The sequence below is a fragment of the Amycolatopsis sp. NBC_01480 genome, assembly GCF_036227205.1.
Classification (GTDB): domain Bacteria; phylum Actinomycetota; class Actinomycetes; order Mycobacteriales; family Pseudonocardiaceae; genus Amycolatopsis.
Map to the genome: position 1 here is coordinate 256613 of NZ_CP109442.1, position 25474 is coordinate 282086.

32 protein-coding genes are annotated in these 25474 nt (G+C 69.0%); 2 read left to right on the plus strand and 30 right to left on the minus strand.

The genetic code is table 11. The features are described 5' to 3' along the window. Positions 1 to 2: 2 nt before the first annotated feature. The 14 genes from OG371_RS01235 to OG371_RS01300 all read right to left on the minus strand — a co-directional run bounded on the left by OG371_RS01235 (position 3) and on the right by OG371_RS01300 (position 11855). A complete protein-coding gene (locus OG371_RS01235; protein WP_329064644.1) occupies positions 3 to 659 on the minus strand; it encodes a YdcF family protein in 657 nt (218 codons plus the stop codon). 52 nt (positions 660 to 711) lie between these two features. Further along, a complete protein-coding gene (locus OG371_RS01240) occupies positions 712 to 1317 on the minus strand; it encodes a response regulator transcription factor (RefSeq protein WP_329064645.1) in 606 nt (201 codons plus the stop codon). Then, positions 1314 to 2519, minus strand: coding sequence for a sensor histidine kinase (locus OG371_RS01245; protein ID WP_329064647.1), 1206 nt, complete (start codon positions 2517 to 2519; stop codon positions 1314 to 1316). The genes OG371_RS01240 and OG371_RS01245 overlap by 4 nt, the downstream gene beginning before the upstream one ends. Positions 2520 to 2545: 26 nt before the next feature. Continuing rightward, a complete protein-coding gene (locus tag OG371_RS01250) occupies positions 2546 to 3286 on the minus strand; it encodes an ABC transporter permease (protein WP_329064649.1) in 741 nt (246 codons plus the stop codon). Further along, on the minus strand, positions 3283 to 4242 hold the full coding sequence (locus OG371_RS01255; protein WP_329064651.1) for an ABC transporter ATP-binding protein: 960 nt from the start codon (positions 4240 to 4242) through the stop codon (positions 3283 to 3285). The genes OG371_RS01250 and OG371_RS01255 overlap by 4 nt, the downstream gene beginning before the upstream one ends. A gap of 140 nt (positions 4243 to 4382) precedes the next feature. Continuing rightward, complete coding sequence (locus OG371_RS01260; protein WP_329064653.1) at positions 4383 to 4820, minus strand: Imm8 family immunity protein; 438 nt, start codon at positions 4818 to 4820, stop codon at positions 4383 to 4385. Between the two features lie 64 nt (positions 4821 to 4884). Beyond that, a complete protein-coding gene (locus OG371_RS01265; RefSeq protein ID WP_329064655.1) occupies positions 4885 to 5232 on the minus strand; it encodes an Imm8 family immunity protein in 348 nt (115 codons plus the stop codon). Between the two features lie 619 nt (positions 5233 to 5851). Next, the gene (locus OG371_RS01270; RefSeq protein ID WP_329064657.1) at positions 5852 to 6223 is read right to left on the minus strand and encodes a hypothetical protein; all 372 of its coding nucleotides are present in this window, start codon (positions 6221 to 6223) and stop codon (positions 5852 to 5854) included. Positions 6224 to 6264: 41 nt separating this feature from the next. After that, on the minus strand, positions 6265 to 6609 hold the full coding sequence (locus OG371_RS01275) for a hypothetical protein (protein WP_329064659.1): 345 nt from the start codon (positions 6607 to 6609) through the stop codon (positions 6265 to 6267). Between the two features lie 211 nt (positions 6610 to 6820). Next, entirely contained in the window at positions 6821 to 7219 is a 399-nt protein-coding gene (locus OG371_RS01280) for a hypothetical protein (protein ID WP_329064661.1), read from the minus strand. 633 nt (positions 7220 to 7852) lie between these two features. After that, positions 7853 to 9241, minus strand: a complete 1389-nt coding sequence (locus OG371_RS01285; RefSeq protein WP_091619250.1) for a glycine--tRNA ligase — start codon at positions 9239 to 9241, stop codon at positions 7853 to 7855. A gap of 153 nt (positions 9242 to 9394) precedes the next feature. Continuing rightward, a complete protein-coding gene (locus tag OG371_RS01290; protein WP_329064663.1) occupies positions 9395 to 10033 on the minus strand; it encodes a class F sortase in 639 nt (212 codons plus the stop codon). Positions 10034 to 10116: 83 nt separating this feature from the next. Then, positions 10117 to 10755, minus strand: a complete 639-nt coding sequence (locus OG371_RS01295; protein WP_329064665.1) for a class F sortase — start codon at positions 10753 to 10755, stop codon at positions 10117 to 10119. 2 nt (positions 10756 to 10757) lie between these two features. Then, positions 10758 to 11855 carry a hypothetical protein gene (locus OG371_RS01300; protein WP_329064667.1) on the minus strand — a complete coding sequence of 366 codons (1098 nt, stop codon included), beginning with the start codon at positions 11853 to 11855 and terminating at the stop codon, positions 10758 to 10760. 293 nt (positions 11856 to 12148) lie between these two features. Here OG371_RS01300 and OG371_RS01305 point away from each other — a divergent pair, with 293 nt between their 5' ends. Next, positions 12149 to 12532: an ArsR/SmtB family transcription factor gene (locus OG371_RS01305; RefSeq protein WP_329064669.1), complete on the plus strand. Its 384-nt coding sequence runs from the start codon at positions 12149 to 12151 to the stop codon at positions 12530 to 12532. Next, complete coding sequence (locus OG371_RS01310) at positions 12529 to 12948, plus strand: Fur family transcriptional regulator (protein WP_329064671.1); 420 nt, start codon at positions 12529 to 12531, stop codon at positions 12946 to 12948. Before OG371_RS01305 ends, OG371_RS01310 begins: the two co-directional genes overlap by 4 nt. A gap of 61 nt (positions 12949 to 13009) precedes the next feature. Here OG371_RS01310 and OG371_RS01315 read toward each other — a convergent pair whose 3' ends face one another. The 16 genes from OG371_RS01315 to OG371_RS01390 form a co-directional block, all read right to left on the minus strand. After that, positions 13010 to 13792, minus strand: a complete 783-nt coding sequence (locus OG371_RS01315) for a TIGR03943 family putative permease subunit (RefSeq protein WP_329064673.1) — start codon at positions 13790 to 13792, stop codon at positions 13010 to 13012. Then, a complete protein-coding gene (locus OG371_RS01320; RefSeq protein WP_329064674.1) occupies positions 13789 to 14808 on the minus strand; it encodes a permease in 1020 nt (339 codons plus the stop codon). Before OG371_RS01320 ends, OG371_RS01315 begins: the two co-directional genes overlap by 4 nt. 134 nt (positions 14809 to 14942) lie before the next feature. Then, positions 14943 to 15371: a YbjN domain-containing protein gene (locus tag OG371_RS01325; protein ID WP_329064676.1), complete on the minus strand. Its 429-nt coding sequence runs from the start codon at positions 15369 to 15371 to the stop codon at positions 14943 to 14945. Then, the gene (locus tag OG371_RS01330) at positions 15368 to 16219 is read right to left on the minus strand and encodes an isoprenyl transferase (RefSeq protein WP_329064678.1); all 852 of its coding nucleotides are present in this window, start codon (positions 16217 to 16219) and stop codon (positions 15368 to 15370) included. The genes OG371_RS01325 and OG371_RS01330 overlap by 4 nt, the downstream gene beginning before the upstream one ends. 41 nt (positions 16220 to 16260) lie before the next feature. Continuing rightward, complete coding sequence (recO, locus tag OG371_RS01335; protein ID WP_329064680.1) at positions 16261 to 17022, minus strand: DNA repair protein RecO; 762 nt, start codon at positions 17020 to 17022, stop codon at positions 16261 to 16263. A 49-nt stretch (positions 17023 to 17071) separates the two neighbouring features. Continuing rightward, complete coding sequence (locus OG371_RS01340) at positions 17072 to 17581, minus strand: CD225/dispanin family protein (RefSeq protein WP_329064682.1); 510 nt, start codon at positions 17579 to 17581, stop codon at positions 17072 to 17074. 70 nt (positions 17582 to 17651) lie between these two features. Next, entirely contained in the window at positions 17652 to 18923 is a 1272-nt protein-coding gene (locus OG371_RS01345; protein WP_329064684.1) for an RDD family protein, read from the minus strand. Between the two features lie 209 nt (positions 18924 to 19132). After that, positions 19133 to 19582 (minus strand): DUF2752 domain-containing protein, encoded by a 450-nt coding sequence (locus OG371_RS01350; protein WP_329064686.1) that lies wholly within the window; start codon positions 19580 to 19582, stop codon positions 19133 to 19135. Continuing rightward, positions 19579 to 19920 carry a CD225/dispanin family protein gene (locus tag OG371_RS01355; protein WP_329064687.1) on the minus strand — a complete coding sequence of 114 codons (342 nt, stop codon included), beginning with the start codon at positions 19918 to 19920 and terminating at the stop codon, positions 19579 to 19581. Before OG371_RS01355 ends, OG371_RS01350 begins: the two co-directional genes overlap by 4 nt. 26 nt (positions 19921 to 19946) lie before the next feature. Then, positions 19947 to 20273, minus strand: coding sequence for a CD225/dispanin family protein (locus OG371_RS01360; protein WP_329064689.1), 327 nt, complete (start codon positions 20271 to 20273; stop codon positions 19947 to 19949). A 171-nt stretch (positions 20274 to 20444) separates the two neighbouring features. Continuing rightward, positions 20445 to 21344, minus strand: a complete 900-nt coding sequence (gene era / locus OG371_RS01365) for a GTPase Era (protein ID WP_329064691.1) — start codon at positions 21342 to 21344, stop codon at positions 20445 to 20447. Then, positions 21344 to 21679, minus strand: a complete 336-nt coding sequence (locus OG371_RS01370; RefSeq protein ID WP_329064693.1) for a cytidine deaminase — start codon at positions 21677 to 21679, stop codon at positions 21344 to 21346. The genes era and OG371_RS01370 overlap by 1 nt, the downstream gene beginning before the upstream one ends. Next, complete coding sequence (locus tag OG371_RS01375) at positions 21672 to 23024, minus strand: hemolysin family protein (RefSeq protein WP_329064696.1); 1353 nt, start codon at positions 23022 to 23024, stop codon at positions 21672 to 21674. Before OG371_RS01375 ends, OG371_RS01370 begins: the two co-directional genes overlap by 8 nt. Positions 23025 to 23034: 10 nt before the next feature. Continuing rightward, a complete protein-coding gene (gene ybeY / locus OG371_RS01380; protein ID WP_329064698.1) occupies positions 23035 to 23586 on the minus strand; it encodes an rRNA maturation RNase YbeY in 552 nt (183 codons plus the stop codon). Next, the gene (locus tag OG371_RS01385) at positions 23583 to 24692 is read right to left on the minus strand and encodes a PhoH family protein (RefSeq protein WP_329064700.1); all 1110 of its coding nucleotides are present in this window, start codon (positions 24690 to 24692) and stop codon (positions 23583 to 23585) included. The genes ybeY and OG371_RS01385 overlap by 4 nt, the downstream gene beginning before the upstream one ends. A gap of 172 nt (positions 24693 to 24864) precedes the next feature. After that, entirely contained in the window at positions 24865 to 25224 is a 360-nt protein-coding gene (locus OG371_RS01390) for a histidine triad nucleotide-binding protein (RefSeq protein ID WP_329064702.1), read from the minus strand. Positions 25225 to 25474 lie beyond the last annotated feature (250 nt).

Genomic DNA, 25474 nt, shown 5'->3' on the forward strand with positions numbered 1-25474 from the left:
ATTCAGCCCAGCATCGTGTCGAACAGCTCGTCCGCCGGCGACTTCGTGAGCTTGTAGAACAGCAGCGCGCCGGTCTCGCGGAAGATGTAGCGGATCTGCGTGCCGCGCTCCTGCACGATCGGCCCGCTGTGCGTCGGCGCGGTCCAGGCGTCCAGGCCCAGGTCCTCGGCCATGGTGCGGCTGCGGAACGAGTGCCACGGGTCGCTCACCAGCACCGCCGTGTGCCAGCCGCGCGCCTGCACCTGGTCGGACACCGCGCGCAGGCTGCGCAGGGTGTCGCTGCCCTCGCCCACGGCGAGCGTCGCCGACTGCGGCACGCCGTGCTTGGTCAGCCACAGCACGCCCGCCTGCGCCTCGGTGTAGTTGTCCGCGGCCTTCTTCCCGCCGGCGGTGACGATGGTCTTCGCGACGCCCGCGTCGTACAGCTGCTTCGCCTTCTCCAGCCGCGCGGAGAAGATGTCCGACGGCTTCCCGTTGTACTGCGCGGCGCCGAGCACCACGATCACGTCGGCCTGCGAGCGGTCGTTCCCGCGCGCCACCTGCCACACCCGGAACGCCGTGCCGCCGACGACGGCCAGCAGCACCAGCACCGCGCCGAACGCGACCCGGCGCAGCCAGCTCGCGCGCGTCGGCCTCGTTCTCGGTGGGGCAGCACTCATGCCCGCCATCCTGGCAGAGCCACGAACGGGTGAGGCGCAGACACCCCGGGCACTACAGCCAGCCGCGCTCCTCGGCGAGCCGGACGGCCTCGGCCCGCGTTCGCGCCCCCGTTTTGCCGATCGCCGCCGACAAGTGGTTGCGCACAGTGCCTTCCGAGAGGAAAAGCGCCTTCGCGATGTCGGCGACGGTGCTGCCGTCCTTGGCCGTGCTCAGCGCGTCACGCTCGCGCGCGGTCAGCGGGCTCGCGCCCGTGGCGAGCGATTCGGCGGCGAGCGCCGGGTCGACCACTCGCAGTCCACTGTGGACGCGGCGGACGGCCTCCACGAGCTGTTCCGGCGGAGCGTCCTTCACCACGAAGCCCGCCGCGCCCGCCGCCATCGCGCGCGCGAGGTACCCGGGGCGGCCGAACGTGGTGCAGATGATCACCCGGCAGGACGGCAGCGCCTGGTGCAGCTCGGCGGCCGCGGTCAGGCCGTCCTTGCCGGGCATCTGGACGTCGAGCAGCGCGACGTCGGGCTTCGCCTCCCGGGCCGCGGCGACCACCTCCTCGCCGGAGCCGACCTGCCCCACGACCTCGATGTCGGCTTCCAGCCCCAGCACGGTGGCCAGCGCGCCGCGCACCATCGCCTGGTCGTCGGCCAGCAGTACCCGGATCAAGCCAGTCCCCCCGCGGTCTCGGCCCGCACCGCCGGGGCGGCCGCGGTGGCCGCCTCCGGTTCCGGGACCTCCGCCCGGACGGCCAATCCTCCCCCGGGCCGGACGCTCGTGCGCAGCGTCCCCCCGACCGCCGCCAGCCGTTCGGACAATCCGCGCAGGCCGTTGCCCGCCACGACTTCGGTCGCGGTGCCGTCGTCCTCCACCTCGAGCCAGCCGCAGCCCAGCCGGACCTTCACCCGGCTCGCCCCCGAATGCCGCAGCACGTTCGTGATGGCCTCGCGCAGCACGTAACCGAAGGTGCTCCGCAGCTCGGCCCGCACATTGTCGACCGCGTGCGGCAGGTCCGCCTCGATCTCCGCCGCCCGCAACGCCGCCCGCGCGCCGGCGATCTCCGCGGGCAGCGACACCTCGCGGTACTCCGTGACCGTGGCCCGCACGTCCGAAAGCGCGCTGCGGGTGAGGCCCTCGACCTCGCGGATCTCCTGGACCGCGCGCGGGATGTCGCCGGAGCTTTCCAGCACCCGCCGCGCCAGGCCGGCCTTCACGGTGATCGTGGTCAGGCTGTGGCCCAGCAGGTCGTGCAGGTCGCGGGCCACGCGCTCGCGCTCGGTGGCGACGGCGAGCGTGCCGATCTCCCGGTTCGCGATCTCCAGCCGCCGGATCGCGCGGATCAGGTTGGACATGAAGAACATGGCCGCCGTGACGCCCGCGACCGAGCCGAGGTCGCCGGTGCTGCCGGCCAGCCTGCCGACCGCGAACAGCAAGGCCATGGCCACCAGCATCCCTGCGACGTCGAAGATCAGCGCCCACGCGGCGGGCAGCAGGAACGCGATGGTGGCGGTGGCGTAGAGCAGGACGTACGAGCTGGCCCCCGGCACCATCACCGTGGCGATGCCCACCGCCAGCATCGCCAGGCTGAACAGCAGCTTGGTGCGGCGCTCCCGGCCGAACATCGTCGGGAAGACCAGGTACATGACGCCGTAGCCGCACAGCAGCAGCCATTCCAGCACGTGCAGCGGCGTGAACTCGGACTGGAGCAGGTACTGCGTCGCCGGGATCAGGAACGGCAGGAGGAATACGAGGCCGACGATCCACCACCGCCCGCCGTGCGGCCGGTCCTGGCCCGAATCGCCGATCGGATCGGCCCACCACGTGTCGCGGTCGGCCAGCACCGACCGCCCCCGGCTCTGTGTCTCCGCCATCTCGGCCCTGCCCCCGTTCCCTCTGGTCAAACCCGCGCGCTGTCCTTACGGTAACGCCTGATCACGAGCGTCCCGAGGACGATGGTCCAGGCGCCGAGCACCGCGACCGCCGTCGGGAAGGCCACCAGCATCTCGTTCGTCACGGCGGGGCGCACCAGGCCGAGCACCCAGTAGGTCGGCATCGCCTGCGCCAGCTGGTGCATCCAGCCCGGCATGGTCTCGAGCGGGATCCACAGCCCGCCCAGGAAGCCCATGCCCAGCATCACGATCATGTTCACCGGCTGCATCGACTCCGGCGTGCCGAACTGGCCCAGCAGCAGGCCGAGCAGCACGAGCGGGATGGTGCCGAGCCAGATCCCGACGATGATGCGGACCCAGCCGGCCGCGTCGAGGTGCACACCCTCGGCGAAGACCGCGAGCAGCGGCACCAGCACCAGCGCGGGCAGGCCCACGAGCAGGCCCGAAAGCGCTTTGCCGCCGAGGTAACCCGCGCCCGAGAGCGGGGTCAGCCGCAGCTGCCGTTGCCAGCCGGTGGCGCGTTCGACGGCGAGCTTGGCGCCGTTCATGGTGGCCGCGGCGAAAGCGCCGAAGGCCATCATGTTGACCATGACCACGGCGACGATCGCCGCGTGGTCCGGGTCGCTGGCCTTGGTGAAGACGTTGGCCTGCAACAGGAACATCAAGACCGGGAAGGCGACCACGAACACGATGAACCGCGGCGAGCGGAACAGCCGCCGGACTTCGACGGTGAGGTAGCTGAGGTTCATCGGCCTGCTTCTTCCGGGTCGGTCTCGCTCGCGGTCAGGGAAAGGAAGGCGCCTTCGAGGCCGACGGCGCTGATCTCGATGTCGCGCACGTCCGGCACTGCCGTCATGAGTGCCCGCAACGTGGTGTCGGAGGCGGAGCTCGAAATGGCGACGCGCTCGCCGCGCAGCTCGAACTCGGTGACGCCGGGCAGCCGCCCCACCAGCCGTCCGATCTCGTCGTCCGCGCCGGGCAACACGGCGCGGATGGTGCGCCCGCCGGCCAGCGCGCGAACCTGAGCCACGGACCCGTCGGCGACGACGCGGCCGGAGCGCATCAGGACCACCCGGTCGGCGAACTCCTCGGCCTCTTCCAGGTAATGCGTCGCGAACAGGACGGTGCGGCCGCTCTCGGTGAAGGCGTACATGGACTTCCAGAACTCGCGCCGCGTGCCGACGTCCATCGCGGCGGTCGGCTCGTCCAACACAAGAAGGTCCGGGTCCGACACCAGCGCGACGGCGAACCGCACCCGCTGCTTCTGCCCGCCGGACAGCTTGTTCGCCCGCCGGTCGGCCAGGTCGGCGATCCCCGCGCGCTCCAGCGCCTCGGCCAGCGGCATCGGCCGCCGATGCAGATTCGCGACCATGCCGACGGTCTCGCGCACGGTCAGGTCGTCGAGCAGCGTGCCGCCCTGCAGCATCGCCCCGATCATCCCCGCGCGCACGGCCCCGGCGGCGGTCTTGCCGAACACGCTGACCTCGCCCGCGTCGGGCCGGCTGAGCCCCAGAATCAGGTCGACGGTGGTGGATTTCCCGGCGCCGTTCGGCCCGAGCAGTGCCACTACTTCGCCTGGCGCGATCGTCAAGTCGACGCCGTCGACGGCGCGCACGTCGCCGTACTGCTTCCTCAACCCGGTCAGGTGTACGGCCGCCCCCGCCGCGACGTCCCGCGCCCCGCGTTCGGCCTGTGTGGTTTCCATGTCCTGAACTGTGGCGCTGGGAGCGAGGCGGGCCACAGGCCTTGCGTCATGACGTGGGCATGACAGGTGTCAGGGGTGGGGTGATGCCTCTCGGACCGCGCGGTGCCCGGGCGGGAGACGCTCTCCGGTACCAGAGAAACTCAACGAATGGGGTTATCCTCGAACTCGTAGTCTCCCAGCCAAGCCAACTGAACACCCACACCCGCATAGCTGGGCGCCTCGATCTTCTCGATCTCCGCAGTAATGAACTGCTTGATTCGCTCCATGTCAGCGGAATCCACGATCACCAGCGACCGCCCCATCAGAAACCCTTCGCGGGCGATCGTCGCCTGCAACGCCTTGGGCGTGCACACGATAAACTGGACTATCTCCTCACCCCTGGGGTCGTTGTCCGGTCCGACGATGACTTGAAGCGGAAGCCAGAAATTATCTGGGTCCTCGGGGCTGAAGTTGCGGAGGTCGGCATCCGCCGTCTCGAAGTAACGAACTTTTGGCTTCATGGCATATCCGTAATGTTGAGGTGAAGGTTCTTGTAATTCCCACTGATTGTCGCCCGCCGTGGGAAGTTGGTCTGACATCGAGGCCCCTTCGCGGTCTCGAAACCCCAGCACCGACGAATACGGCCGCCGGGACCAGGAAGACTCACCGAATGGGGTTATCCTCGAACTCATAGTCTCCCAGCCAAGCCAACTGAACACCCACACCCGCATAGCTGGGCGCCTCGATCTTCTCGATCTCCGCAGTAATGAACTGCTTGATCCGCCCCATGTCAGCCGAATCCACAATCACCAGCGAACGCCCCATCAGAAACCCCTCACGAGCCACCGTCGCCTGCAACGCCTTGGGCGTGCACACGATAAACTGAACTATCTCCTCACCCCTGGGGTCGTCATCCGGGCCGACGATGACGTGAATCGGGAGCCAGAAGTTTTCCGGGTCCTCGGGGCTGAAATTATCAAGGTCGGCATCGGCTGTGTCGAAGTAACGCACTTTTGGCTTCATAGTTTTGTCCGTAATGTTGAGATGGAGATTCTTGAAGTTCCCAATGATTGTCGGCCGCATGGGAGGTTGGCCTGCTACCGTTGCCCGCTGCGCTTAGGGTCAAGTCGGGTCTTTGAACGTGAGCGGGCGGCAATTCGCAACCCGTCAGCGCTCACTATCGCCTTCCCGTCCGTAGAGAACCGCCAACCCAGGCCGGCCCGGGTCGCGCCCACTCTAGCGGCCTCCCCTTTGGTCACAAAACCCATTAAGTCGACCTTCTTGTTGTTGCGCGCAGCGTCTTCCAGCATGCGTCCAGCTCCCTCACACGAGCAGCCTGCGGGCCACCTGCCGCTCCGGGCTCCTCGGCCAGCCGACCGGCTTCAGCCGCCGCCTGGGCCGCGTCCGCTGCCTGATCAGCCGAGATACCAGTCTGGTGTGCCCACGACTGACTCGCGTTCACAGCAGTGACGGCGCGCGCAGCTTACACTCGAGCCGTGGCTGCCGGTTCCTCGGACGGAACGCACTACTCACCCACGGAACGGGTCTTCACCTCGACGACCGGCCGGCTTGACACCCGAAATCCCCAGCGCCCAGCTCCACCCCATGCGACTGTCAGGACTCCGATCAGCTATTTCTCCCAGAATTTTTCCGCCTCTTCACTCATTCCGTAGAAATGTCCTTTCCGATCTTGCTCTTTCAGGTCAGGCAGACCGTCGGATGACATTCTTTTGCTATCTTCATTCGACAATTCGGGAAGTTTCTTTCTTCTGGCCCGCTTGAGCTTTCGCGGGTGCCCCTCGTGCACAAAGACCGCAGCCAGAGAGGATGCAGTCGCCAGCATCATGCTCCCGCCGGAAGGAGTCGATGGGCCTTTTAACAAGAGCCACTCCGCCACCCCGCAGATCCTCATGAGTTCATCATTTGAGCAAGTCAAAGCCCAATCGGACGCTTCGCCTTCGCCGTATTCAAGCAGGTCTCTCGAGATCAACCCTCTGCTCACAGAAAACACCATTACGCGGTCCTGACCGTTCGTATCCGAACCTAGGAATATGCAACATAACCTGCATCACTACGTCGCTGACAGCCACGGATCGAGGCCAGCTTGATTCTCCAGCACTCTTCACGTTCTCCGCGATCAATTCCAGTCACTCCAGGTAATTCACTTAGACACTCTCCGTTCTGGTCCAAAAATCCTTGAAACCCTCGGTAACGCCGTAATAGGTTCCTTTTTTCTGGATAATCCAGCAACGAAATCCTATCCAGAAGAGCATCGGAATAACTACGTGAATCCGCCCGGATATTCTTTCGAATCTTACGCCGCAGCAGCCAAGGGCTACCTTCTTTTACAAATTCGGCAGCCAACGCGACAGCTTTATCCACCATCATCCCCGCCTCCGACGGAGTCGTCGGCCCCTGGTACATCAACCAATCAGCGACGCGACAGACTCGCACGAATTCTTCATCGGAGCATCCCAGTGCCCAATCGGCCACAACATCCTCGCCGTACTGCGCAGAACTCTGCGCAATCGATCTTCGCGTCGTCGAAACATTTTTCTCCCTGCGCTTCGACTTGCCTGGTTCGGAGTTGACCCCGGAGTCAGGTCGCGCCAAAACTTCCCGTACCCCAAAAATTCTTCAGCTCTCCCGTAACGCCGTAGAATTTACCTTTCTCCCTCAGTTCAGGCAGAGACGGATCCTCTCTCTTCTCCATTTCTTCAGACCATCCTGGCGGAAAATCCGAGAGCTTCTTACGTCGACTCCTCGCAAGCTCCCTTGGCGCACCCTCGCGGACGAATACCGCTGCGACAGCGATCCCTCGCGCAACCATCATGCTCGCACCCGAGGGCGTTTTCGGTCCATACAACAGTATCCAGTCCGCAACTCCGCAAACTCGGATAAATTCATCATCACTGCAGAAAAAGACCCACTTGGCCGCCTCCTCTTCGCCGTATTCGAGTAGACCTTTTGCCGCCAACACCCTGCTAGTGGAAAGCATCCCAACCCTTCACTGCCTCGTTCAGGCGAGTGGACGGGGAAATTATTCCCCCCAAAACTTCTCCGCCTCTTCGGTCACTCCATAGAAACGTCCTTTCGCGTCTTGCTCTTCCCGATCCGGCCGACCACCAGATGAAATTCTCTCACGCTCTTCGAGAGATAGCTCAGGAAGTTTTTTCCGTCTTGACCGCTTGAGCTTCCGTGGGTGCCCATCGTGAACGAATACCGCAGCCAGGGACGCTGCAGTCGTCAGCATCATACTGGCACCGGACGGGGTAGATGGACCCTTCAGCAGGAGCCAATCCGCGACTCCGCAGACCCTTATGAGCTCATCGTCCGAACAAGTCAAAGCCCAATGGGATACTTCGCCTTCATCGTATTCAATCAGACCTCTTGCGATCAATCCACGACTAGCGCTCAACATGATCGCACGATCCTTTACCCCGCATGTCCATGCTTTTCGAATTGATCAGCCATCCGGAAGCATACCGATCCGGGCGCCATCGCCCCGGTACAGGACAGGCACCCGGCCACGTCAACCCCACGTCTTGTGCGCTGGGCATGGACGCATCACGGCCCGGAAACGCCGAACGGCCCTCCCCCAACCAGGGAAGGGCCGTTCGAGAAGAAGCGTTCAGCAGCCGATCAGCCGCGCGCCCAGGTAGGACTCCACCTGGTCGATCGCGATGCGTTCCTGCTTCATGCTGTCGCGTTCGCGGATGGTGACTGCGTTGTCTTCGAGGGTGTCGAAGTCCACGGTGACGCAGTACGGGGTGCCGATTTCGTCCTGGCGGCGGTAGCGGCGGCCGATGGCCTGGGCGTCGTCGAAGTCGACGTTCCAGTGCTTGCGCAAGGTGGCCGCGAGGTCGCGGGCCTTGGGCGAGAGGTCGGCGTTGCGCGAGAGCGGCAGGACGGCCGCCTTGTACGGCGCGAGGCGCGGGTCCAGGTGCAGGACCGTTCGCTTGTCCATGCCGCCCTTGGCGTTCGGGACCTCTTCTTCCTCGTACGCGTCGACGAGGAACGCCATCATCGAACGGCCCACGCCCGCCGCCGGCTCGATCACGAACGGGCGGTAGCGCTGGCCCGAAGCCTGGTCGAAGAACGACAGGTCCACGCCCGAGTGGTTCGAGTGCGTGGTCAGGTCGAAGTCGGTGCGGTTGGCGATGCCTTCCAGCTCGCCCCACTCCTGGCCCGCGTTGAACGCGAAGCGGTACTCGATGTCGACGGTGCGCTTCGCGTAGTGCGAGAGCTTTTCCTTCGGGTGCTCGAAATGGCGCAGGTTCTCGGCCTTGATGCCGAGGTCCTTGTACCACTCGGTGCGCGTGTCGATCCAGTACTGGTGCCAGGTCTCGTCCTCGCCCGGCTCGACGAAGAACTCCATCTCCATCTGCTCGAACTCACGCGTGCGGAAGATGAAGTTGCCCGGCGTGATCTCGTTGCGGAAGGACTTGCCGACCTGGCCGATGCCGAACGGCGGCTTCTTGCGCGAGGCCTGCTGCACGTTGTTGAAGTTCACGAAGATGCCCTGCGCCGTCTCCGGGCGGAGATAGGCCAGGCCCTCCTCGGACTCGACCGGGCCGAGGTAGGTCTTCAGCATCATGTTGAAGTCGCGCGGCTCGGTGTACTTGCCGCGGGTGCCGCAGTTCGGGCACGGCACGTCGGACAGGTCGTCCTCCGAGGTCTCCTTGCCGGTGCGCTCCGAGTACTCCTCGGCGAGCTGGTCGGCACGGAACCGCTTGTGGCACGAAAGGCACTCGATCAGCGGGTCGGTGAACACGTTCACGTGACCGGAGGCGACCCAGACCTGGCGCGGCAGGATGACCGACGAGTCGAGGCCGACCACGTCCTCGCGGCCCTGCACCATGGTCTTCCACCACTGGCGCTTGATGTTGTCCTTCAGCTCCACGCCGAGCGGCCCGTAGTCCCACGCCGACCTGGTGCCGCCGTAGATCTCCCCCGACGGGAAGACGAAGCCACGGCGCTTGCACAGACTGACGACGGTTTCGATGGTGTTGGCGGGCACTCCACGCTCCGGACGCATGCGGGGACGGTTATCGGACCTAGTGTCGCGTGATCCTGTTCGTCTTGCGCTTGCCAGGAAACAGGAACACACAACACTAGAACGTCCAGCCTATCCGGCCGCCCCCGCGGCACCTCCGGCGGAGGTCAGGAGGGCTCAGGGCCGGGTCACTAGCTCGGCCGTGGCGACGCGGTTGTCGTCGTAGCCCTCGGTGCCGCCGACGTAGTCGCCGCCGCAGGTGACGAGCACCAGCCGGTGCGGGCCGTCGGGGGAAAACAGCTTCTCCGACTCCGCGGCGAGGCCCGACTTGTGGATCGTGCGCACGTCGTCGACCCGGTAGCCCCACTGCGCGCCCGCGGTGTCCGTGACGGTCACGACCTGGCCCGCCTTCACCTGCCACAGCTGGTTGAACGGGCCGGTCTTGCCCTTCCAGTTGACGTGCCCGGAGAACAGCGTGACGCCCTTGTCCGCGCCGAGCCCGGAGCCCCACCACGCGGCCTCGTCGAGGCTCTGCGGGATGACCAGCGCCCCGTCGGCGCCGACGTCCTCGGCCACCAGCTTCGCGCTGCCGCCGGCGGGCAGGCGGACCGTGCCGGGGGTCTTGCCGGGATCGGCCTGGGGCTGCTGCCCGCCCTGGGCGGCGGGCGCTTGCTGCGACGTCGCCGACGGCGCCGGGCCGGCGACCTGGTCGGCCTGCCCGCACCCGGTGGCCAGCGCAGCCACCACCGCGGCCCCGATGGCCAGCCGCACCCACCGCCGCGAGCCCGTCACGGCCTGTTCCTGTGTCCCCTGCATCGTGCTCCCTGGTTCGGCGTGTACTCGCCGGGAGACATGCCGCGGGAGACGCGGCGGGTTGCACCGAGCTTGACGGCCGGGTGTCAGTCCGGGCGCGAGACCAGGTTCGCTGTCACGATCCGGTTCTCGTCGTAGCCCTCGCTGCCGCCGACGTAGTCCCCGCCGCAGGTGACGAGCACCAAGCGGTGCGGGCCACTCTGCGCGAACCACTGCGGGGCCTGCGCGGGCAGCTGCCCCTTCCCGACGGTCACGGCGCCGGTCACGCGGTAGAGCCACCGGCCGCCGGCGGAGTCGACGATGCTCACGTTGTCCCCGGTGCGGATCCGCCAGAGGACGTCGAACGGCCCTTTCGTGCCGGCCCAGTTGACGTGGCCGGACAGCACGGCAGCGCCTTGTTCGGCGCCGAGCCGGGCGCCCCACCACGCGGCGTCGCCGAGCCCGCGCGGGATCGGCAGCACGCCGTCACGGGTCACCTCGGTGCGCACCAGCCGCGCCTCGGAACCGTCCGGCAGCTGGACGGTTCCGGGCCGCTGCTGCCCCACCGGGGAGTTGTCGGCGGGCAGCACGGCGGGCGCGCCGTCCTCGCCGGGCAGCGAGCCGGGCGGGGGCTCGGCGGCCGCCGCTACCGGCGCCGGCGCGGGGGCCCACGTCAGCACCACCACGCCCGCGGCCAGCGCGAGCACGGCGACCACCGAGCACAGCACGGTGAGCGCGCGGCGCACGGCTACTCGCCGCGGGAGCGGGCCACGCGACGCCGGCCCAGCCAGATCGCCAGCGCGCCGAACACGAGGCCGCCACCCAGCAGGCCGACGCCGATCGGCACCCGCAGGTCACTCTGCGGCGCCGCCGCGGCAGCGCCGAGGTAGCCGGCCGGTACCTCGGTCGGCACGGACGGTTGGTTCACGGTCGCCCCGCCGCTGGTGCTGCCCGACGCCAGCGCGACGAAGTTCTTCGGGATCGAGCAGCTGACGCCGCCCAGCACCATGGTCGTGTGCACGTCCTGCAGCTGGACGTTGGCCGCGTCGTGCACGTGCGTGGTCACGTCGACCCGCCAGCCGGCCACCGCCGTGACGTCGCCGCCGCGCCAGCCGTCCTGCTTGATCAGCTGGTCGAAGGTCGACACGCGCGAGACCTCGATGTCGGACAGCGTGGTGTCGTGGCTGGCCTGCGGGACAGCGCCGGGCGCGCCCAGGTGGAGGTTGCTCATGCGCAGCGTGGCGGAACCCGCGGGCATGGCGACCTGGCTCAGCGAGTTGTCCTCGCCGCGGACCCACAGCCGCGTGACGGTCGTCGTGCTGCTGAGCTTCTTCGGCGCGGTGCAGTCGACGGCACTGCGCGCGCCCTCGAGCACCAGCACGGTCTTGTCGACCGGACTGCCGCCGCTACGGGCGTTGTCACGCAGCGCGTAGTTGGTCTCGGCGACGGCCGTCGGCACGTCAGTGGCCTGCAGCGCCGCGACGACGTTGTGGCTGCGGCTGGCGATGCCGGACGGGTACGGGCTCTGCCCCGCGTTGTAAGGGCCCAGGTCGATCTCGTAATTGGGGCCGAGGGTGGTGCGCTCGCCGTCGTTCTTCGGCACGGACACGCGGTCGGCGCCGAGCTTCGACTCGCCGGGGGTCAGTGGTGAGCGCTGGGTCTCGGTGATCAGCGCGCCACCGTGCTGCGCGTCCGGCCCGAGCCGCACCGAAGCGATGTTGGCGAACGACACCGGGCCGGTTTTCTCGTCCACCCCTTGCGCGGTCTGGGCCGAAGCCGCGGCAGGCGCGAGCACCGGCAGCGCCAAACAGGCCGCCACCGCCGTCTTGGTCACGAAACGAGTCATGCTCTCCCCACTGCCTCCGGCTCACCACACGCGGGTCGTCAGCGTACGAGAAGCGACGAAACGCCCCGCACAACCTTGCACCGTCGGAGACCAGTTGCGAAGACGCAGTCCCGGTCCCCCGTGTTTATCGTTCACGAACTCACCCGGACGGGTGAGCCCGGCCGGCAGGACCGGTGACTGCACGCCGCCGCGCGGGGGAACACTACGATGGCGGTGACCGTTACCGGTAATGACATCCGGCTTCGGAATCCGTCCCCGGGTTCCCGGGTGACGAGAAGTGACTGGAGGCAGCGATGGCCACGGCGACTTCGGGCGCTCTCTCGGCCGGCCCGATCCCACCGGAGGCCGAGCCGCACTCGCCCGGACGCCCCGCCGCCGCCCCGCTCGGCGCGTCGGCCGGCATCCTCGCCGACGCCGGCGACCTGTTGCGCGCGCTGGCCGCGCCGGTCCGGATCGCGATCGTCCTGCAGCTGCAGGAGTCGGACCGGTGCGTGCACGAGCTGGTCGACGCCCTCGAGGTCGCGCAGCCGCTGATCAGCCAGCACCTGCGCGTGCTGAAGACCGCGGGCGTGGTGGAGGGCGAGCGGCGCGGCCGTGAGGTCGTGTACCGCCTGGTGGACGACCACCTGGCCCACATCGTCGTCGACGCGGTCGCCCACGTGCAGGAAGGAAAATGACGATGACCTCGGCTCCGGCCCCGGTGCCCGGCCGCCGCTCGACCAAGCAGCGCACGGCGGTGGTGGATCTGCTCAACACCGTCGACGACTTCCGCTCGGCCCAGGAACTGCACGACGAGCTGCGCAAGCGCGGCGACGGCATCGGCCTGACCACCGTCTACCGCACCCTGCAGTCGCTCTCCGAGGCCGGCGAGATCGACGTGCTGCGCACCGATTCGGGCGAGGCCATCTACCGCCGCTGCTCCTCGCACCACCACCATCACCTGGTCTGCCGCGTGTGCGGCCGCACGGTGGAGGTGGAGGGCCCCGCCGTGGAGCGCTGGGCCGAGAAGATCGCCTCGGAGAACGGGTTCTCCGAGATCAGCCACACGGTCGAGATCACCGGCACCTGCGCCGAGCACGGCGGCACCCGCTAGACCCAGCGCCCCAGGCTCGTGAGTGTTCATGACGGTTAGAACCGTCATGAACACTCACGAGTCAGTACTCGTACGGGTCCTTCGGCGCCGGGATCCGCTCGACGCTCGCCAGGGTCAGGTCCGGGGTGTAGCTGTTCGCCTCGCTCGCCGTATTGGGGACGACCTGGCCGGTGACCTGCAGCCAGGTGTCGCTCGCGAAGCGGTCGGCCTCGCCACCCTTCAGATGGACGGTGACGGGTGAGGCATCCGCGGCGCAGCAGCTGATCACCAGCCGCGCGAGCAGCGTCTGGCCGCCGGCGTGGACGACGAACCCGGTCATGGACACGGTGCGCCCGTTCAGCGTGCCGTTCGAGTCCCAGCCGGCCCGGCTGACCACCTCGTTCATCGCCATCGGCACCACCGCGCCCGCGGGCAGCGGCGGGAACGCGGCGGCGGACGTGCTGGCCGCGCTCTGCGGCACCCGGGCTTCCGTGCGCGTCACCGAATCCGCGCCCAGCGCGGGCGGGGCCACCAGGAACACCGCGAGCACCGGCACCACCAGCAGCCACGCGGACCGCACGGTGTGGCTGTGCCCGTGGCCGTCGTCGACGTGGGCGGCATGAGCGTGGCCGTCCTCGGCGCCGTGGTCCGGGCCCGCCGCGGCCGCCGCACGCGCCGTGGCGCGCGCCGACAGGACGTCGCTCACGATCGCGACGCCGCCGAGCACCAGCATCACCGCGCCGCCGAGGATGATCCACGGCTGCTGTGACGGCTTGACGTAACGCAGGTAGTCGCCGTTCAGCGCGATCTTCACCAGCGCGCCGCCGAGCAGGATGAGCAGCACGTTCTGCGTCTCGCGCCTCATCGTCCGCCGCCCAGCACCAGCAGCCCGGCGACGGTGCCGCAGGCGAGCGCCACGACAAACGTCACCGGCGCGAACCGCGTGGCGAACGAGCGGCCGAAAGTGCCTGCCTGCAAGGCGAACAGCTTCACGTCGATGGCCGGGCCGACCACCAGGAACACCAGCTTCGGCAGCATCGGCACGGCGGTCAGCGACGCCGCCACGAACGCGTCGGCCTCACTGCACAGCGCGAGCACGACGGCCAGCACCGCCATCACGAGCACGCCGACCACAACCTGGTCCGACAGCACGCCGAACCACTTCTGCGGCACCAGCACGTTCAGCGTCGAGGAGATCAGCGCGCCCAGGACCAGGAAACCGCCGGCCTCCACCAGATCCGTGCGCGCGGTCTCCGCGAAAACCTTCCAGCGCTGCCCCGGCTCGACGTCCGGCAGCCGCCGCAGCGCGCGCTCGGTGATCCACGAAAGCTTGCCCCAGCGGGCCCAGATCCAGCCCATCACCATCGCGGTGGCGAGCGAGCCGGCGAAGCGCGCCAGCACCATTTCCGGCCGCCCGGGGAACGCGACGGCCGTGGCCACCAGCACCACCGGGTTCACCGCGGGCGCGGCCAGCAGGAAGGTCAACGCGGCCGCGGGCGCGACGCCCTGGCCGATCAGCCGCCGCGCGACCGGCACCGAAGCGCACTCGCAGCCGGGCAGCGCGACCCCGGCGAGCCCGGCGACGCCGACCGCGGCGCCGGCCTTCTTCGGCAGCACCCGCTCCAGCACCCGCGCCGGCACGAACGCCGCGATCGCGCCGCTGATCAGGACTCCGAGCACCAGGAACGGCAGCGCCTGCACGCACACGGCGACGAACACCGTGGAGCCGGTGCGCAGCGCGGGCACGTTGAACACGTCCTGCAGCCAGCTCTGGGCGAGGATGGCCACGAGCAGCACGGCGCACAGGATCTCGATGGAGCTGATCCGGAACCGGCGGGCGCGCCGAGCCGGCTCGGTCGCGGTGCTGGGAAGGGTTTCCACGAGGCCCGATGATGCCAGTGCGTACCGACAAGATCACAGCCGCACACGGGGTGAACGGCCCCCTCACGACCGTTTTAGCGGTTTTCCGCCACGGAACACCGGTTCCGCAGGCGGCAAACCGAGCGAATCCGGACTCAGCCCTCGCTGTTCGAGAGCCCCGGCAGCTCCGCCCGCAGCTGCGACGCCGTCGACACCACGAGCATCAGCAGCGTGCCCAGCGGTGAGGGCTCCATGCCCTCGGCCGGGAACGCGTATCGCAGCGTCACGTCGAGCCCGTTGTCCGTGTGGCCGACGCCGAGCGTGCCGAACAGGCCCTGGCCCGCCCGCTCCGCGATCGCGACGGCGAGCGCCGGGTCCTCGGGCAGGTCCCAGGCCACCACGCAGGTCAGGCTGAGCACCGTGAGCCCTTCGGCGAGCCGCGTCGCCTGGATGACACACGGCACGTCGGCGTGGGAGAAGGTGATCGCGCCGTCGTCGTCCACGTGCACTTCGATGTACCGCTCGAGCGCCTCGCGGGCGCGGGTGAGCAGCTCACCGGTTTCGGCCGCTTCCGCGGTACTCATGACGCCTCGCCTTCGGCGGCCCCGGCCGCCTGCTTCGCCTGTTCCGCCTGGTCGACGGCCGCGCCGAACCGGCGGTCGCGCTTCGCGAACTCCAGGCACGCGCGCCACAGGTGGGTCCGGTCGAAGTCCGGGAACAGGGTGTCTTGGTAGACCATCTCGGCGTACGCGGACTGCCACAGCAGGAAGTTCGACGTCCGCTGCTCGCCCGAGGGCCGCAGGAACAGGTCGACGTCCGGCATTTCCGGCTGGTACAGGTACTTCCCGATGGTGCGCTCGTCGATCTTGTCCGGGTTGAGCTTGCCCGTGGCCACGTCCTGGCCGATCCGGCGCATGGCGTCGCCCAGCTCGGCGCGGCCGCCGTAGTTGACGCACATGGTCATGTTGAGCGCCGTGTTGTTCTTGGTCTTCTCCTCGGCGACCTGGAGTTCCTTGATCACGCTCGCCCACAGCTTGGGCCGCCGCCCGGCCCAGCGGATGCGCACGCCGATCGAGCCGAGGTAGTCCACCTGGCGGCGGATGGTGTCGCGGTTGAAGCCCATCAGGAACCGCACCTCTTCGGGGCTGCGCTTCCAGTTCTCCGTGGAGAACGCGTACACCGAGAGCCACTTGACGCCGATTTCGACCGCGCCGCTGGCCACGTCGATCATCACGGCCTCGCCGCGCTTGTGCCCCTCGATCCGGGGCAGGCCGCGCTGGTTGGCCCAGCGGCCGTTGCCGTCCATCACCAGCGCCACGTGTTTCGGGACCAGATCGCGTGGGATCTCCGGGGGCCTGGCCCCGGACGGGTGCGGCTCCGGCGCCCGCAGCTCGTAGCCCGACGCCCGGCTCTCGCGTCCCCTGCGCAGCACTTCGCGCCTCCCTGAAGAGTGAACTTCGTACCCGCAGGACCCTACTTGCCCGGTGCCGCGGCCTCCCGGGCACGCCGCTCCACCAGCGGCAGCGAGCGGAGCTGACGTTCCAGATGCCACTGCAGATGGGCCGCGACCAGCCCGGACGCGTCGCGGCGGGTGATGCCGGGCGCCGCCTCCGCCACCGGCCACTCGCCGTGCAGCAGGGCTTCGAGCAGGATCAGCACCTCGGGCGCGGGGTGCACCGAGCCGGCGAGCCGGCAGTCCGGGCACATCGAGCCGCCCGCGGCGACGTTGAACGCGGCGTGCGGACCCGGCAGCCCGCAGCGGGCGCACTCGGTGATGGCGGGCGCCCAGCCGGCGTAGGACATGGCGCGCAGGAAAAACGCGTCGAGCACCAGCGAGGGGTCGCGTTCGCCGCCCGCGAGCGCGCGCAGGGCGCCGACGGCCAGCAGGTACAGCTTGAGCACCGGCTCGCCCTCTTCGGCCGAAAGCCGGTCCGCCGTCTCCGCGATGGCGCTGGCCGCGGTGTAGCGCTGGTAGTCGGCGACCAGCGGCAGCGCGAACGCGTCCACGGTCTCGACCTGGGTGATCACGTCGAGCGTGCGCCCGGTGTAGAACTGCACGTCGACGTGGCCGAAGGGCTCCAGCCGGGCGCCGAACCGCGACGAGGTGCGGCGCACGCCCTTGGCGACGGCGCGGACCTTGCCGTGCCGCCGGGTCAGCAGGGTGATGATCCGGTCGGCCTCACCCAGCTTGTGCGTGCGCAGCACCACTCCGGTGTCGCGGTACAGGTTCACCACCCCGACATCGTCCCACTTCCGGGCGACATCGAGGTGGTGACACCCTGGTTCAGCAGTAGTAGCCGCTGCAGTACGTGCTCACCGACGCGGCGGCCACGATCGAGATGATGATCATGATGATCGCGAACACCCAGCCGACCGCGCCGATGATGGTGGCGATCAGGCACAGCGTCTTCGTGCTCTGCGAGGCCTGCTGGGCCATCGCGTAGTTGCCCTGCATCTTGTACGTGCGGACTTCGTTCGACTTCATGATGGCGAAGATCGCGATGATCCACATCAGGAAGATGCAGCCGATCGCCCAGCCCTTGTAGTCCTTGATCTCGTTCATGTCGCCGCCGGGCATGCCCATGCCCGGGCCGCCGCCGTAAGCGGGCTGGCCGAACGGCGCCTGCTGGCCGTACTGGCCCTGCGGGGCGGCGCCGTAGGGGACGGGCATGCCGCCGGACGGCGTGCCATAACCCGGCTGCTGCGGCTGCTGGCCGTAGGGCGGCTGCTGCGGCTGCTGCGGCTGCTGCGGCTGCTGACCGTAAGGCGGCTGCTGACCGTAGGGATTGGTCATGACTGGATTACCCCAACTTCTCGTGGTTCCCCGGCGAGCTCCCCCCGCCGCGGATCTTCAGGTGGACGCGTCAGTGCTGGCCGGGCTGACCCGGCTGGCCCGGCTCGCTCGGCGGGATGTTCTGCGTCGCCTCGGACTGCCCCGGCTCGGGCGAGCCCGGCCTCAGCATCTGCGTGCGCTCGGCGGCGTCGGACTCGCTGCCCGCGGGCTGGCCCGGCTTGATCATCTGGGTCGGCTCGGCCTGCTCGAAGCCGGACGCGCCGGGCTGCTCGAACCCGCCGCTCTGCGGCTGCTGCGGGGCGAAGGGCTGCGGGGCCGGCGGCTGGCCGAAGCCGCCGGACTGCGGCTGGCCGAACGGCGCCTGCCCCGGCTGACCGGGCTGCGGCTGACCTGGTTGTCCGGGCTGGCCGAACCCGCCCGGCTGCTGGCCGTACGGCTGGCCTGGCTGACCCGGCTGGCCGAAGCCCGGCTGCTGCCCGGGCGGCGGGAACCCGCCGACGGCGCCGAGCGGCTGCGATCCCGGCTGGCCGAAGCCCGGCTGGCCGTACGAGGCCGACGCGGGCGCGGCGTCCGCGGGCACGACGATGGTGCCGACGATCTTGTCGGAGAAGGTCTGGGACTTGTCGTCCCACAGCGGCCACAGGAAACCGAGGTAGCAGATCGCGTTGTCGAGGATGTGCGCGAGGTCGCGGACGAACGCCATGCCGGGCCCGAGCGGCTGGCCGCTGTCCTCGCGGATCAGCTTGATGCCGAGGATCCGCTTGCCCAGTGACTGGCCGGTGTTGCCGGCGGTGATCCAGCGGTTGTACACCGTCCAGCCGAGGAAGCCGAGGATCGCGATGAAATAGACGATCGTGCCCGCGGTGGTGCTCGCGATCATGACCAGCACGGCCACGATGATGCCCACGAGCAGTGGCGCGACGTCGATCAGGTAAGCGCCCGCGCGCTGGCCCCAGTTCGCGTAACCGCCGGGCGGCGCGTACGGGGACGGTGCCCCGTACGGCTGGCCGTACGCCGGCTGGCCGTAACCCGGCTGCGGGCCGAACCCGCCGGGCTGCTGGCCGAAGCCCGGCTGCCCCGGGGCCTCGGGCTGGCCGAAACCGCCCGGCTGACCCGGTTGCCCGGGCTGGCCGAAACCGCCCGGCTGACCCGGCTGCCCGGGCTGGCCGAAACCGCCGGGCTGACCCGGCTGACCCGGTTGTCCCGGCTGGGGGAAGCCGCCGGACGGCGGTTGCTGGCCGAAGCCACCCTGCTGCTGGCCGTACGGCGGCTGCGCCGGCGGCTGGCCGAAGGGCGGCTGGCCCTGCGGCTGGCCGGTGGGCTGGCCGTAGGGATCGGTCATCGGGTACTCCCCCTCGCTCGTCGTTCGCCCGCGCGGTGCCTCGCGCGCCGGGCGCCGGCCGTGCTCGCCCGAGTCGCTGGTGGACAGGCCGGTGCGCGGGAGCGTACTCGGTCACAGCCCGGACGGCCCGGGTAGGCGCCCGCAGGCGCGGACGTGTCGGACTCCTGCGACGGGCGCGGGCCCGCGCCGGTTCCACGCGAGGGGAAACTTCAGACGAACAAGCCGGTGAACGGCGCAAACGGCAGGTTGCGAACGACGAACCAGAGGCAGAACACGATGGCCACCACCAACGGTGTGCGGCGCCAGTGCAGCCATGACCGGACGGCGCGGCCGCGGAGCCTGCCGAGCGTCCACGCGGCCCCGCTCCAAGCGAGCAATACGAGGAACACCAACGAAACGGCGTTGTAGTGCAGTGCCGCGGTGAAGTCGCCGTGCATCAGGCTGTACGCCATCCGCATGCCGCCACACCCGGGGCAGTCGATGCCGAGCAGGTACTTGGTGGGGCACACCGGCAGCGGCCCGCCCGGAGTGGTCGGGTTGCCCAGCCACACGACCGCGCAGCAGACGCCGAGGCCGGCGACGACAGCCGCCGGCGGCGCGAGGGCCCGCGCTTTCTCACGCAGCCCTCGCGCCGGGATTCCGGTGTAGACGGTCGTCATGGCGTGTAGGTCGAAGCCGAGACACCGACGATGACGACCATCACCACGATGAAGACGATGTACAGCAGCAGGAGGATCCCGGTCGTGATGGCCGACCACATGGCCCACTTGCGCGCGTCGGCCGCGGCCTTGTGCGCCTCCGCGTGGAACCCCTGGAACCACAGGGTGTTGACCTGGTTGGACTTCACGATCGACACGATGCCCAGCGGCAGGCAGCACAGCACCGTGCTCAGGATGGCCCACACCAGGTTGTTGTCCGGTGGCGGGCCGTAACCCGGTGGTCCGTAGCCCGGGCCGCCGTAATACGGGCCGCCGGGCGGTGGGTACGGGCCGGTCATGGGAGTCCCCCTGCTGCTGTTCGCCGTCAGTACGTCTTGACGTTACCGCTGAAGGTGAGCGCACCCGTGATGGACAGGATCAGCGAGATCACGATCAGGATCACGCCGAGCACCGCCGAAATGATGGCCCACTTCTTCGCCGACTGCGCGGCCGCCTGCGCCGCCGCGGTCTGGCCCTGCGCCCACAGGCCGTTCACCTTCGCGGCCTGGACGATCGACACGATGCCGAACGGCAGGCAGCAGAAGATGGTCGTGAGAATGGCCCACACGAGGTTGTTCGACGGCGGCGGGCCGGGCTGGTACCCGCCCTGCTGGCCGCCGGAGTAAGGGGGCAGGCCCTGGTCACTGGTCATGATGGGTGCAAACCTTCCTGGTGTTTCGGTGGTTACCGCCGCCGTTGCCCGATCAACGGCTTCCGGCACGAAGCTGCGACTTTAAAGGCCGCTGCCCGGTTCCCGCTCAGGAAGACTCCACCCGCGATCCAATCGAGACTTAGTGGCCATCGATCGTTCTCGCGGGCCGGCTCAGAAGCCGAGCCGCCGCAGCTGGCGCGGGTCGCGCTGCCACTCTTTGGCCACTTTGACGTGCAGGTCGAGGTAAACTTTCGAACCCAGCAGGCCCTCGATCTGGCGGCGCGCCGAAGCGCCGACTTCGCGCAGCCGCTCGCCCTTGTGGCCGAGGATGATGCCCTTCTGGCTCGGCCGCTCCACGTAGAGGAACGCGTGCACGTCGATCATGTCGTCGCGGCCCTCGTGCGGCAGCATCTCCTCGACCGTGACGGCGATGGAGTGCGGCAGCTCGTCGCGCACGCCCTCCAGCGCGGCCTCGCGGATCAGCTCGGCCACCAGCGTCTGCTCGGGCTCGTCGGTGAGCTCGCCGTCCGGGTAGAGCTGCGGGCCCTCGGGCAGCCGGGCCACCAGCAGGTCGGCCACCGTCTGCACCTGGAAACCGTCCACAGCGGACACCGGCACCAGGTCGGCGAACTCCATCACCTTCTGCAGTGCCAGCAATTGCTCGGCGACCTGCTCCGGCGGCACCAGGTCGGTCTTGGTGACGATGCCGATCACCGGGGTGCGCTTGGCGATCTTCGTCAGCTCGGCGGCGATGAACCGGTCGCCGGGGCCGACCTTCTCGTCCGCCGGCACGCACAGCCCGACAACGTCCACTTCGGACCAGGTCGAGTGCACGATGTCGTTGAGCCGCTGGCCCAGCAGGGTGCGCGGGCGGTGCAGGCCGGGCGTGTCGATGATGACCAGCTGCGCGTCCTCGCGGTGCACGATGCCCCGGATCGCGTGCCGGGTGGTCTGCGGTTTGCTGGAGGTGATGGCGACCTTCGAGCCCACGAGCGCGTTGGTGAGGGTCGATTTCCCGGCGTTGGGCCGGCCGACGAAGCAGGCGAAACCCGAGCGGTGCGGCGCGGCCATCAGGCGAGCACCTCGACGACGTTGCCGTCCGGGTCGGCCAGGATGATCGGGGCCGTCTTCGCCAGGTCGCGGACGGCGTGCACCGAAGCCTCCTGGACGAGCGCGTCGGCGGTGACGACGACAGCCGCTTCGAGCCCGTCGGCCCCGCTCGACAGCGCGGCGGCCACGGCGGCCTGCAGCGCGGTCAGCTTGAACGAGGGCTGGTCGACGGTCGCGGCCGCATACGTCCGGCCGTCGGTGTCGCGCACGGCGGCACCTTCCGCCGTGCGCACGCGGGCCCGCGACGACCGGGCCAGTGTGATGAGCTTCTGGTCCTCGGCGTCGAGGTCAGGCATGTTCGACTCTCCTGTCGCGTTCTTCGGGCTGGGGCACCCTGGTGCGGCGGCGCGCACCGGATTCGGTCACCGCTTCGGCGTCGGCCGGGTGCACCACCACCGAGGTGATCCGCATCCGGCCGCGCCGGTCCTTGCCGCCTTCGGCGAACAGCCGGAGGCCGGCGACCTCGGCTTCGGCCCCCGGCAGGGGGACCCGGCCCAGCCGCTCCGCGAGCAGGCCGCCCACGGTCTCCACGTCGTGGTCTTCTTCGAGGTCGATCCCGAACAGCTCGCCGAGGTCGTCGATGCCGAGGCGGGAGGACACCCGGACGGCACCGCCGTCCAGCTCCTCGACGTCGGGGCGCTCGTCGGTGTCGGACTCGTCGGTGATCTCGCCGACGATCTCTTCGAGGATGTCCTCGATGCTCAGCAGGCCCGCGGTGCCGCCGTACTCGTCCACCGCGATCGCCATGTGGTTGTGCGTGCGCTGCATTTCCTTGAGCAGCTCGTCGAGCCGCTTGGAATCGGGCACGAAGCTGGCCGGGTTCATCACCGCGTCGACGACCGTGCTCGGCCCGTCCGGGTCCATGAACGCCGGCATCAGGTCCTTGATGTTGACCACGCCGACGATGTCGTCCACCGACTCGCCGATCACCGGCACGCGGGTGAACCCGGTGCGCAGCGCGAGCGCGAGCGCCTGGCGGACGGTCTTGGTGCGCTCGATCCAGACGATCTCGGTGCGCGGCACCATCACCTCGCGCGCGACCGTGTCGCCCAGCTCGAACACCGAGTGGATCATCTCGCGCTCGGAGTCCTCGACGACGCCGCGCTCCTGGGCCAGGTCGACCAGCTCGCGCAGTTCGACCTCGGAGCTGAACGGGCCCTCGCGGAAGCCCTGGCCCGGAGTGATCGCGTTGCCGATCACGATCAGCAGGCGGGAAAGCGGCCCCAGCACCGAGCCGAGGACCCGCACCAGCCCGGCGACAGCAGTGCCGACGCGGTACGGGTGCTGGCGGCCGATGGTGCGCGGGCCGACGCCGATGAGCACGTAGCTGACCACGACCATCACGACCGCGGACAGCAGCACGGCGAGCCACAGCCGGCCGAACCAGTGCACGAACGACACCGTGACCAGGACCGTCGCGGTCAGCTCGCAGCTCAGCCGGAGCAGGAGCAGCAGGTTGATGTGCCGGCGGCGCTCGGCGACCACCGCCGCGAGCTGGCGCGCGCCGGCCCGGCCGATCCGGACCAGCCCGTCGGTTCGGGCCTGCGAAACCGTGCTGATGGCCGCGTCGGCCGCCGCGAACACCCCGGCGAGCAGCACGAGCGCGATCGCGACGATCAGCTGTGCCGTGGGACTGCCCATGACCGGCTGCCTAGGACGTTTCCCCGGCCGCGGGGGCGTCGAGGCCCGCGATGCCGAGCACGCGGTCGTCGGTGTTGCGCTGCGCGTTCTGCCGCTCCAGCTCGGCGACGGCCGCCTGGAACTCGGTGAGGATCCGCTTCTGCAGGCCGAACATCTCGCGTTCCTCGGCCGGCTCGGCGTGGTCGTAGCCGAGCAGGTGGAGCACGCCGTGGACGGTGAGCAGGTGCAGCTCGTCGATCAGCCCGTGGCCGGCCGTCTTGGCCTGGTCCTTGGCGAACGCCGGGCACAGCACGATGTCGCCGAGCAGGGCCGGCGACGCGTCGGGCGCGTCGGGGCGGCGGGAGGAGTCCAGCTCGTCCATCGGGAAGGCCATCACGTCGGTGGGACCGGGCAGGTCCATCCACCGCTCGTGCAGGTCCTCCATCACCTCGAGCGTGACGAGCAGGATGGACAGCTCGGCGAGCGGGCTGACCTCCATCTTGTCGAGCGCGAAGCGGGCGGCCGAGACGATCGACGCCTCGTCGACGTCGACCCCGGACTCGTTGGCGATCTCGATGCTCATCGGCGGTTGCCCTTCCAGCCGCCGGCCGGCTGGTCCTGGCTGTCCTGCACGGCCTGCCACTTCTCGTAGGCGTCGACGATGTCGCCGACGAGGCGGTGCCGCACGACGTCCTGACTGGTCAGCTCGCTGAAGTGCAGGTCTTCGACGCCCTCGAGGATGTCGCGGACCACGCGCAGGCCGCTGCGCTGGCCGTTCGGCAGGTCGATCTGGGTGATGTCGCCGGTGACCACGATCTTGGCGCCGAAGCCGAGCCGGGTGAGGAACATCTTCATCTGCTCGGGCGTGGTGTTCTGTGCCTCGTCGAGAATGATGAACGCGTCATTGAGGGTTCTACCGCGCATGTAGGCGAGCGGGGCGATCTCGATGGTGCCGGCCTGCATCAGCCGCGGGATCGACTCGGGCTCGACCATGTCGTGCAGCGCGTCGTAGAGCGGGCGCAGGTACGGGTCGATCTTCTCGTTGAGCGTGCCGGGCAGGTAGCCGAGCCGCTCGCCGGCCTCGACCGCGGGGCGGGTGAGCACGATCCGGCTGACCTGCTTGGCCTGCAGGGCCTGGACGGCCTTCGCCATGGCGAGGTAGGTCTTGCCGGTGCCGGCCGGGCCGATGCCGAAGACGATGGTGTGCTTGTCGATGGCGTCGACGTAGCGCTTCTGGTTCAGCGTCTTGGGCCGGATCGTCTTGCCGCGGCGGGAGACGATGTTGAGGCTGAGCACCTCGGCCGGGGACGCGTCGCCGCTGGAGAGCATGCCGACGGTGCGGCGCACCGTGTCCGGGCCGACCTGCTGGCCGCCGGTGGCGAGCTGCACCAGCTCGGTGAACACGCGCTCGGCGAACGCCACATCGGCGGGCAGCCCGGTGAGCGTCACCTCGTTGCCGCGGACATGCACGTCCGCGGCGAGCAGCTCCTCGGCGACGCGCAGATTCTCGTCACGCGAGCCCAGCAGGCTCAGCGCGGCGGCGTCAGGGATGGGAAAACGGGACTGAGCCTGAGCCACGCCGCCCTCGGCGGCGGCAGCGGCGCTCTCATTCTTCGATGCCGAACTCTTCGGCACCTTCGACACGGGAACGTCGGGTCGGGCGGCTCCACCCTGTGCGGTTCCGGCCACGTGGCCTCTGGCCTGCTTTCTGCGCTTCTGGGACTTCTCGGACTACGGACTGATCTGCCACCGATGCTACTGGCTGCCGCCCCGCCCCCGCAGGTCGGTTTCCCTACACGCGGCCACGCCTGCTTCGCCCGCTTCGCTTCGGACTACCCGACTTCACCCCACCCACACGCCGCTACACCCCAGGCTTCCCGAACAACCCCAGCTGCTCCCCACCCAGCACATGCGCGTGCACATGAAAAACCGTCTGCCCGGCATCCCCATCAGTATTGAACACAACCCGATACCCGGACTCCGCAATCCCCTCCACCTCAGCCACCCGCCGACAAGCCCCCACCACGTCCCCCAACAACCCGGGATCCGCTTCCGCCAACTCACCCACATTCCGATACCGCACCCGCGGCACCACCAACACATGCACCCTGGCCTGCGGATTTATATCCCGAAACGCAAACGTCTTCTCATCCTCATACACCACATCAGCAGGAATCTCCCCACCAATAATCCGCTCGAACAACGTCTCCGCATCACTCATCCCCCCACCCTACAAACCACCCCAACCACCACGCCGCAGGCGACCCTAAAACCCACCACGCTGATTCAGCACCACCCGCACCGTGGGGGGTCCGGGGGGCTCGGCCCCCCGGGCAATACGCGGAAACCGCTGCGGCGAAGGAGGCTGCGAAGCACCTCCGAAGACGCCGCGGGCGGTGGAGCCTGGGGGTCGCTCCACCGCTCCGCGGCTCCGCCGGACCGAGGGGGGAGGTGCCCGGCGGGGTTTTCGG

Coding starts and splice junctions, on each gene's coding strand:
- OG371_RS01375 (WP_329064696.1), bottom strand. CDS start 23,024: ATGGGCAGTCCCACGGCACAGCTGATCGTCGCGATCGCGCTCGTGCTG.
- OG371_RS01360 (WP_329064689.1), bottom strand. CDS start 20,273: ATGACCAGTGACCAGGGCCTGCCCCCTTACTCCGGCGGCCAGCAGGGC.
- OG371_RS01310 (WP_329064671.1), top strand. CDS start 12,529: ATGACGATGACCTCGGCTCCGGCCCCGGTGCCCGGCCGCCGCTCGACC.
- OG371_RS01355 (WP_329064687.1), bottom strand. CDS start 19,920: ATGACCGGCCCGTACCCACCGCCCGGCGGCCCGTATTACGGCGGCCCG.
- OG371_RS01300 (WP_329064667.1), bottom strand. CDS start 11,855: ATGACTCGTTTCGTGACCAAGACGGCGGTGGCGGCCTGTTTGGCGCTG.
- era (WP_329064691.1), bottom strand. CDS start 21,344: ATGGCCGCGCCGCACCGCTCGGGTTTCGCCTGCTTCGTCGGCCGGCCC.
- OG371_RS01315 (WP_329064673.1), bottom strand. CDS start 13,792: ATGAGGCGCGAGACGCAGAACGTGCTGCTCATCCTGCTCGGCGGCGCG.
- OG371_RS01325 (WP_329064676.1), bottom strand. CDS start 15,371: ATGAGTACCGCGGAAGCGGCCGAAACCGGTGAGCTGCTCACCCGCGCC.
- OG371_RS01390 (WP_329064702.1), bottom strand. CDS start 25,224: ATGAGTGATGCGGAGACGTTGTTCGAGCGGATTATTGGTGGGGAGATT.
- OG371_RS01260 (WP_329064653.1), bottom strand. CDS start 4,820: ATGTCAGACCAACTTCCCACGGCGGGCGACAATCAGTGGGAATTACAA.
- OG371_RS01345 (WP_329064684.1), bottom strand. CDS start 18,923: ATGACCGATCCCTACGGCCAGCCCACCGGCCAGCCGCAGGGCCAGCCG.
- OG371_RS01250 (WP_329064649.1), bottom strand. CDS start 3,286: ATGAACCTCAGCTACCTCACCGTCGAAGTCCGGCGGCTGTTCCGCTCG.
- OG371_RS01235 (WP_329064644.1), bottom strand. CDS start 659: ATGAGTGCTGCCCCACCGAGAACGAGGCCGACGCGCGCGAGCTGGCTG.
- OG371_RS01275 (WP_329064659.1), bottom strand. CDS start 6,609: ATGATGGTGGATAAAGCTGTCGCGTTGGCTGCCGAATTTGTAAAAGAA.
- OG371_RS01370 (WP_329064693.1), bottom strand. CDS start 21,679: ATGCCTGACCTCGACGCCGAGGACCAGAAGCTCATCACACTGGCCCGG.
- OG371_RS01350 (WP_329064686.1), bottom strand. CDS start 19,582: ATGACGACCGTCTACACCGGAATCCCGGCGCGAGGGCTGCGTGAGAAA.
- OG371_RS01255 (WP_329064651.1), bottom strand. CDS start 4,242: ATGGAAACCACACAGGCCGAACGCGGGGCGCGGGACGTCGCGGCGGGG.
- OG371_RS01290 (WP_329064663.1), bottom strand. CDS start 10,033: ATGCAGGGGACACAGGAACAGGCCGTGACGGGCTCGCGGCGGTGGGTG.
- OG371_RS01280 (WP_329064661.1), bottom strand. CDS start 7,219: ATGCTTTCCACTAGCAGGGTGTTGGCGGCAAAAGGTCTACTCGAATAC.
- OG371_RS01245 (WP_329064647.1), bottom strand. CDS start 2,519: ATGGCGGAGACACAGAGCCGGGGGCGGTCGGTGCTGGCCGACCGCGAC.
- ybeY (WP_329064698.1), bottom strand. CDS start 23,586: ATGAGCATCGAGATCGCCAACGAGTCCGGGGTCGACGTCGACGAGGCG.
- OG371_RS01305 (WP_329064669.1), top strand. CDS start 12,149: ATGGCCACGGCGACTTCGGGCGCTCTCTCGGCCGGCCCGATCCCACCG.
- OG371_RS01340 (WP_329064682.1), bottom strand. CDS start 17,581: ATGACCAATCCCTACGGTCAGCAGCCGCCTTACGGTCAGCAGCCGCAG.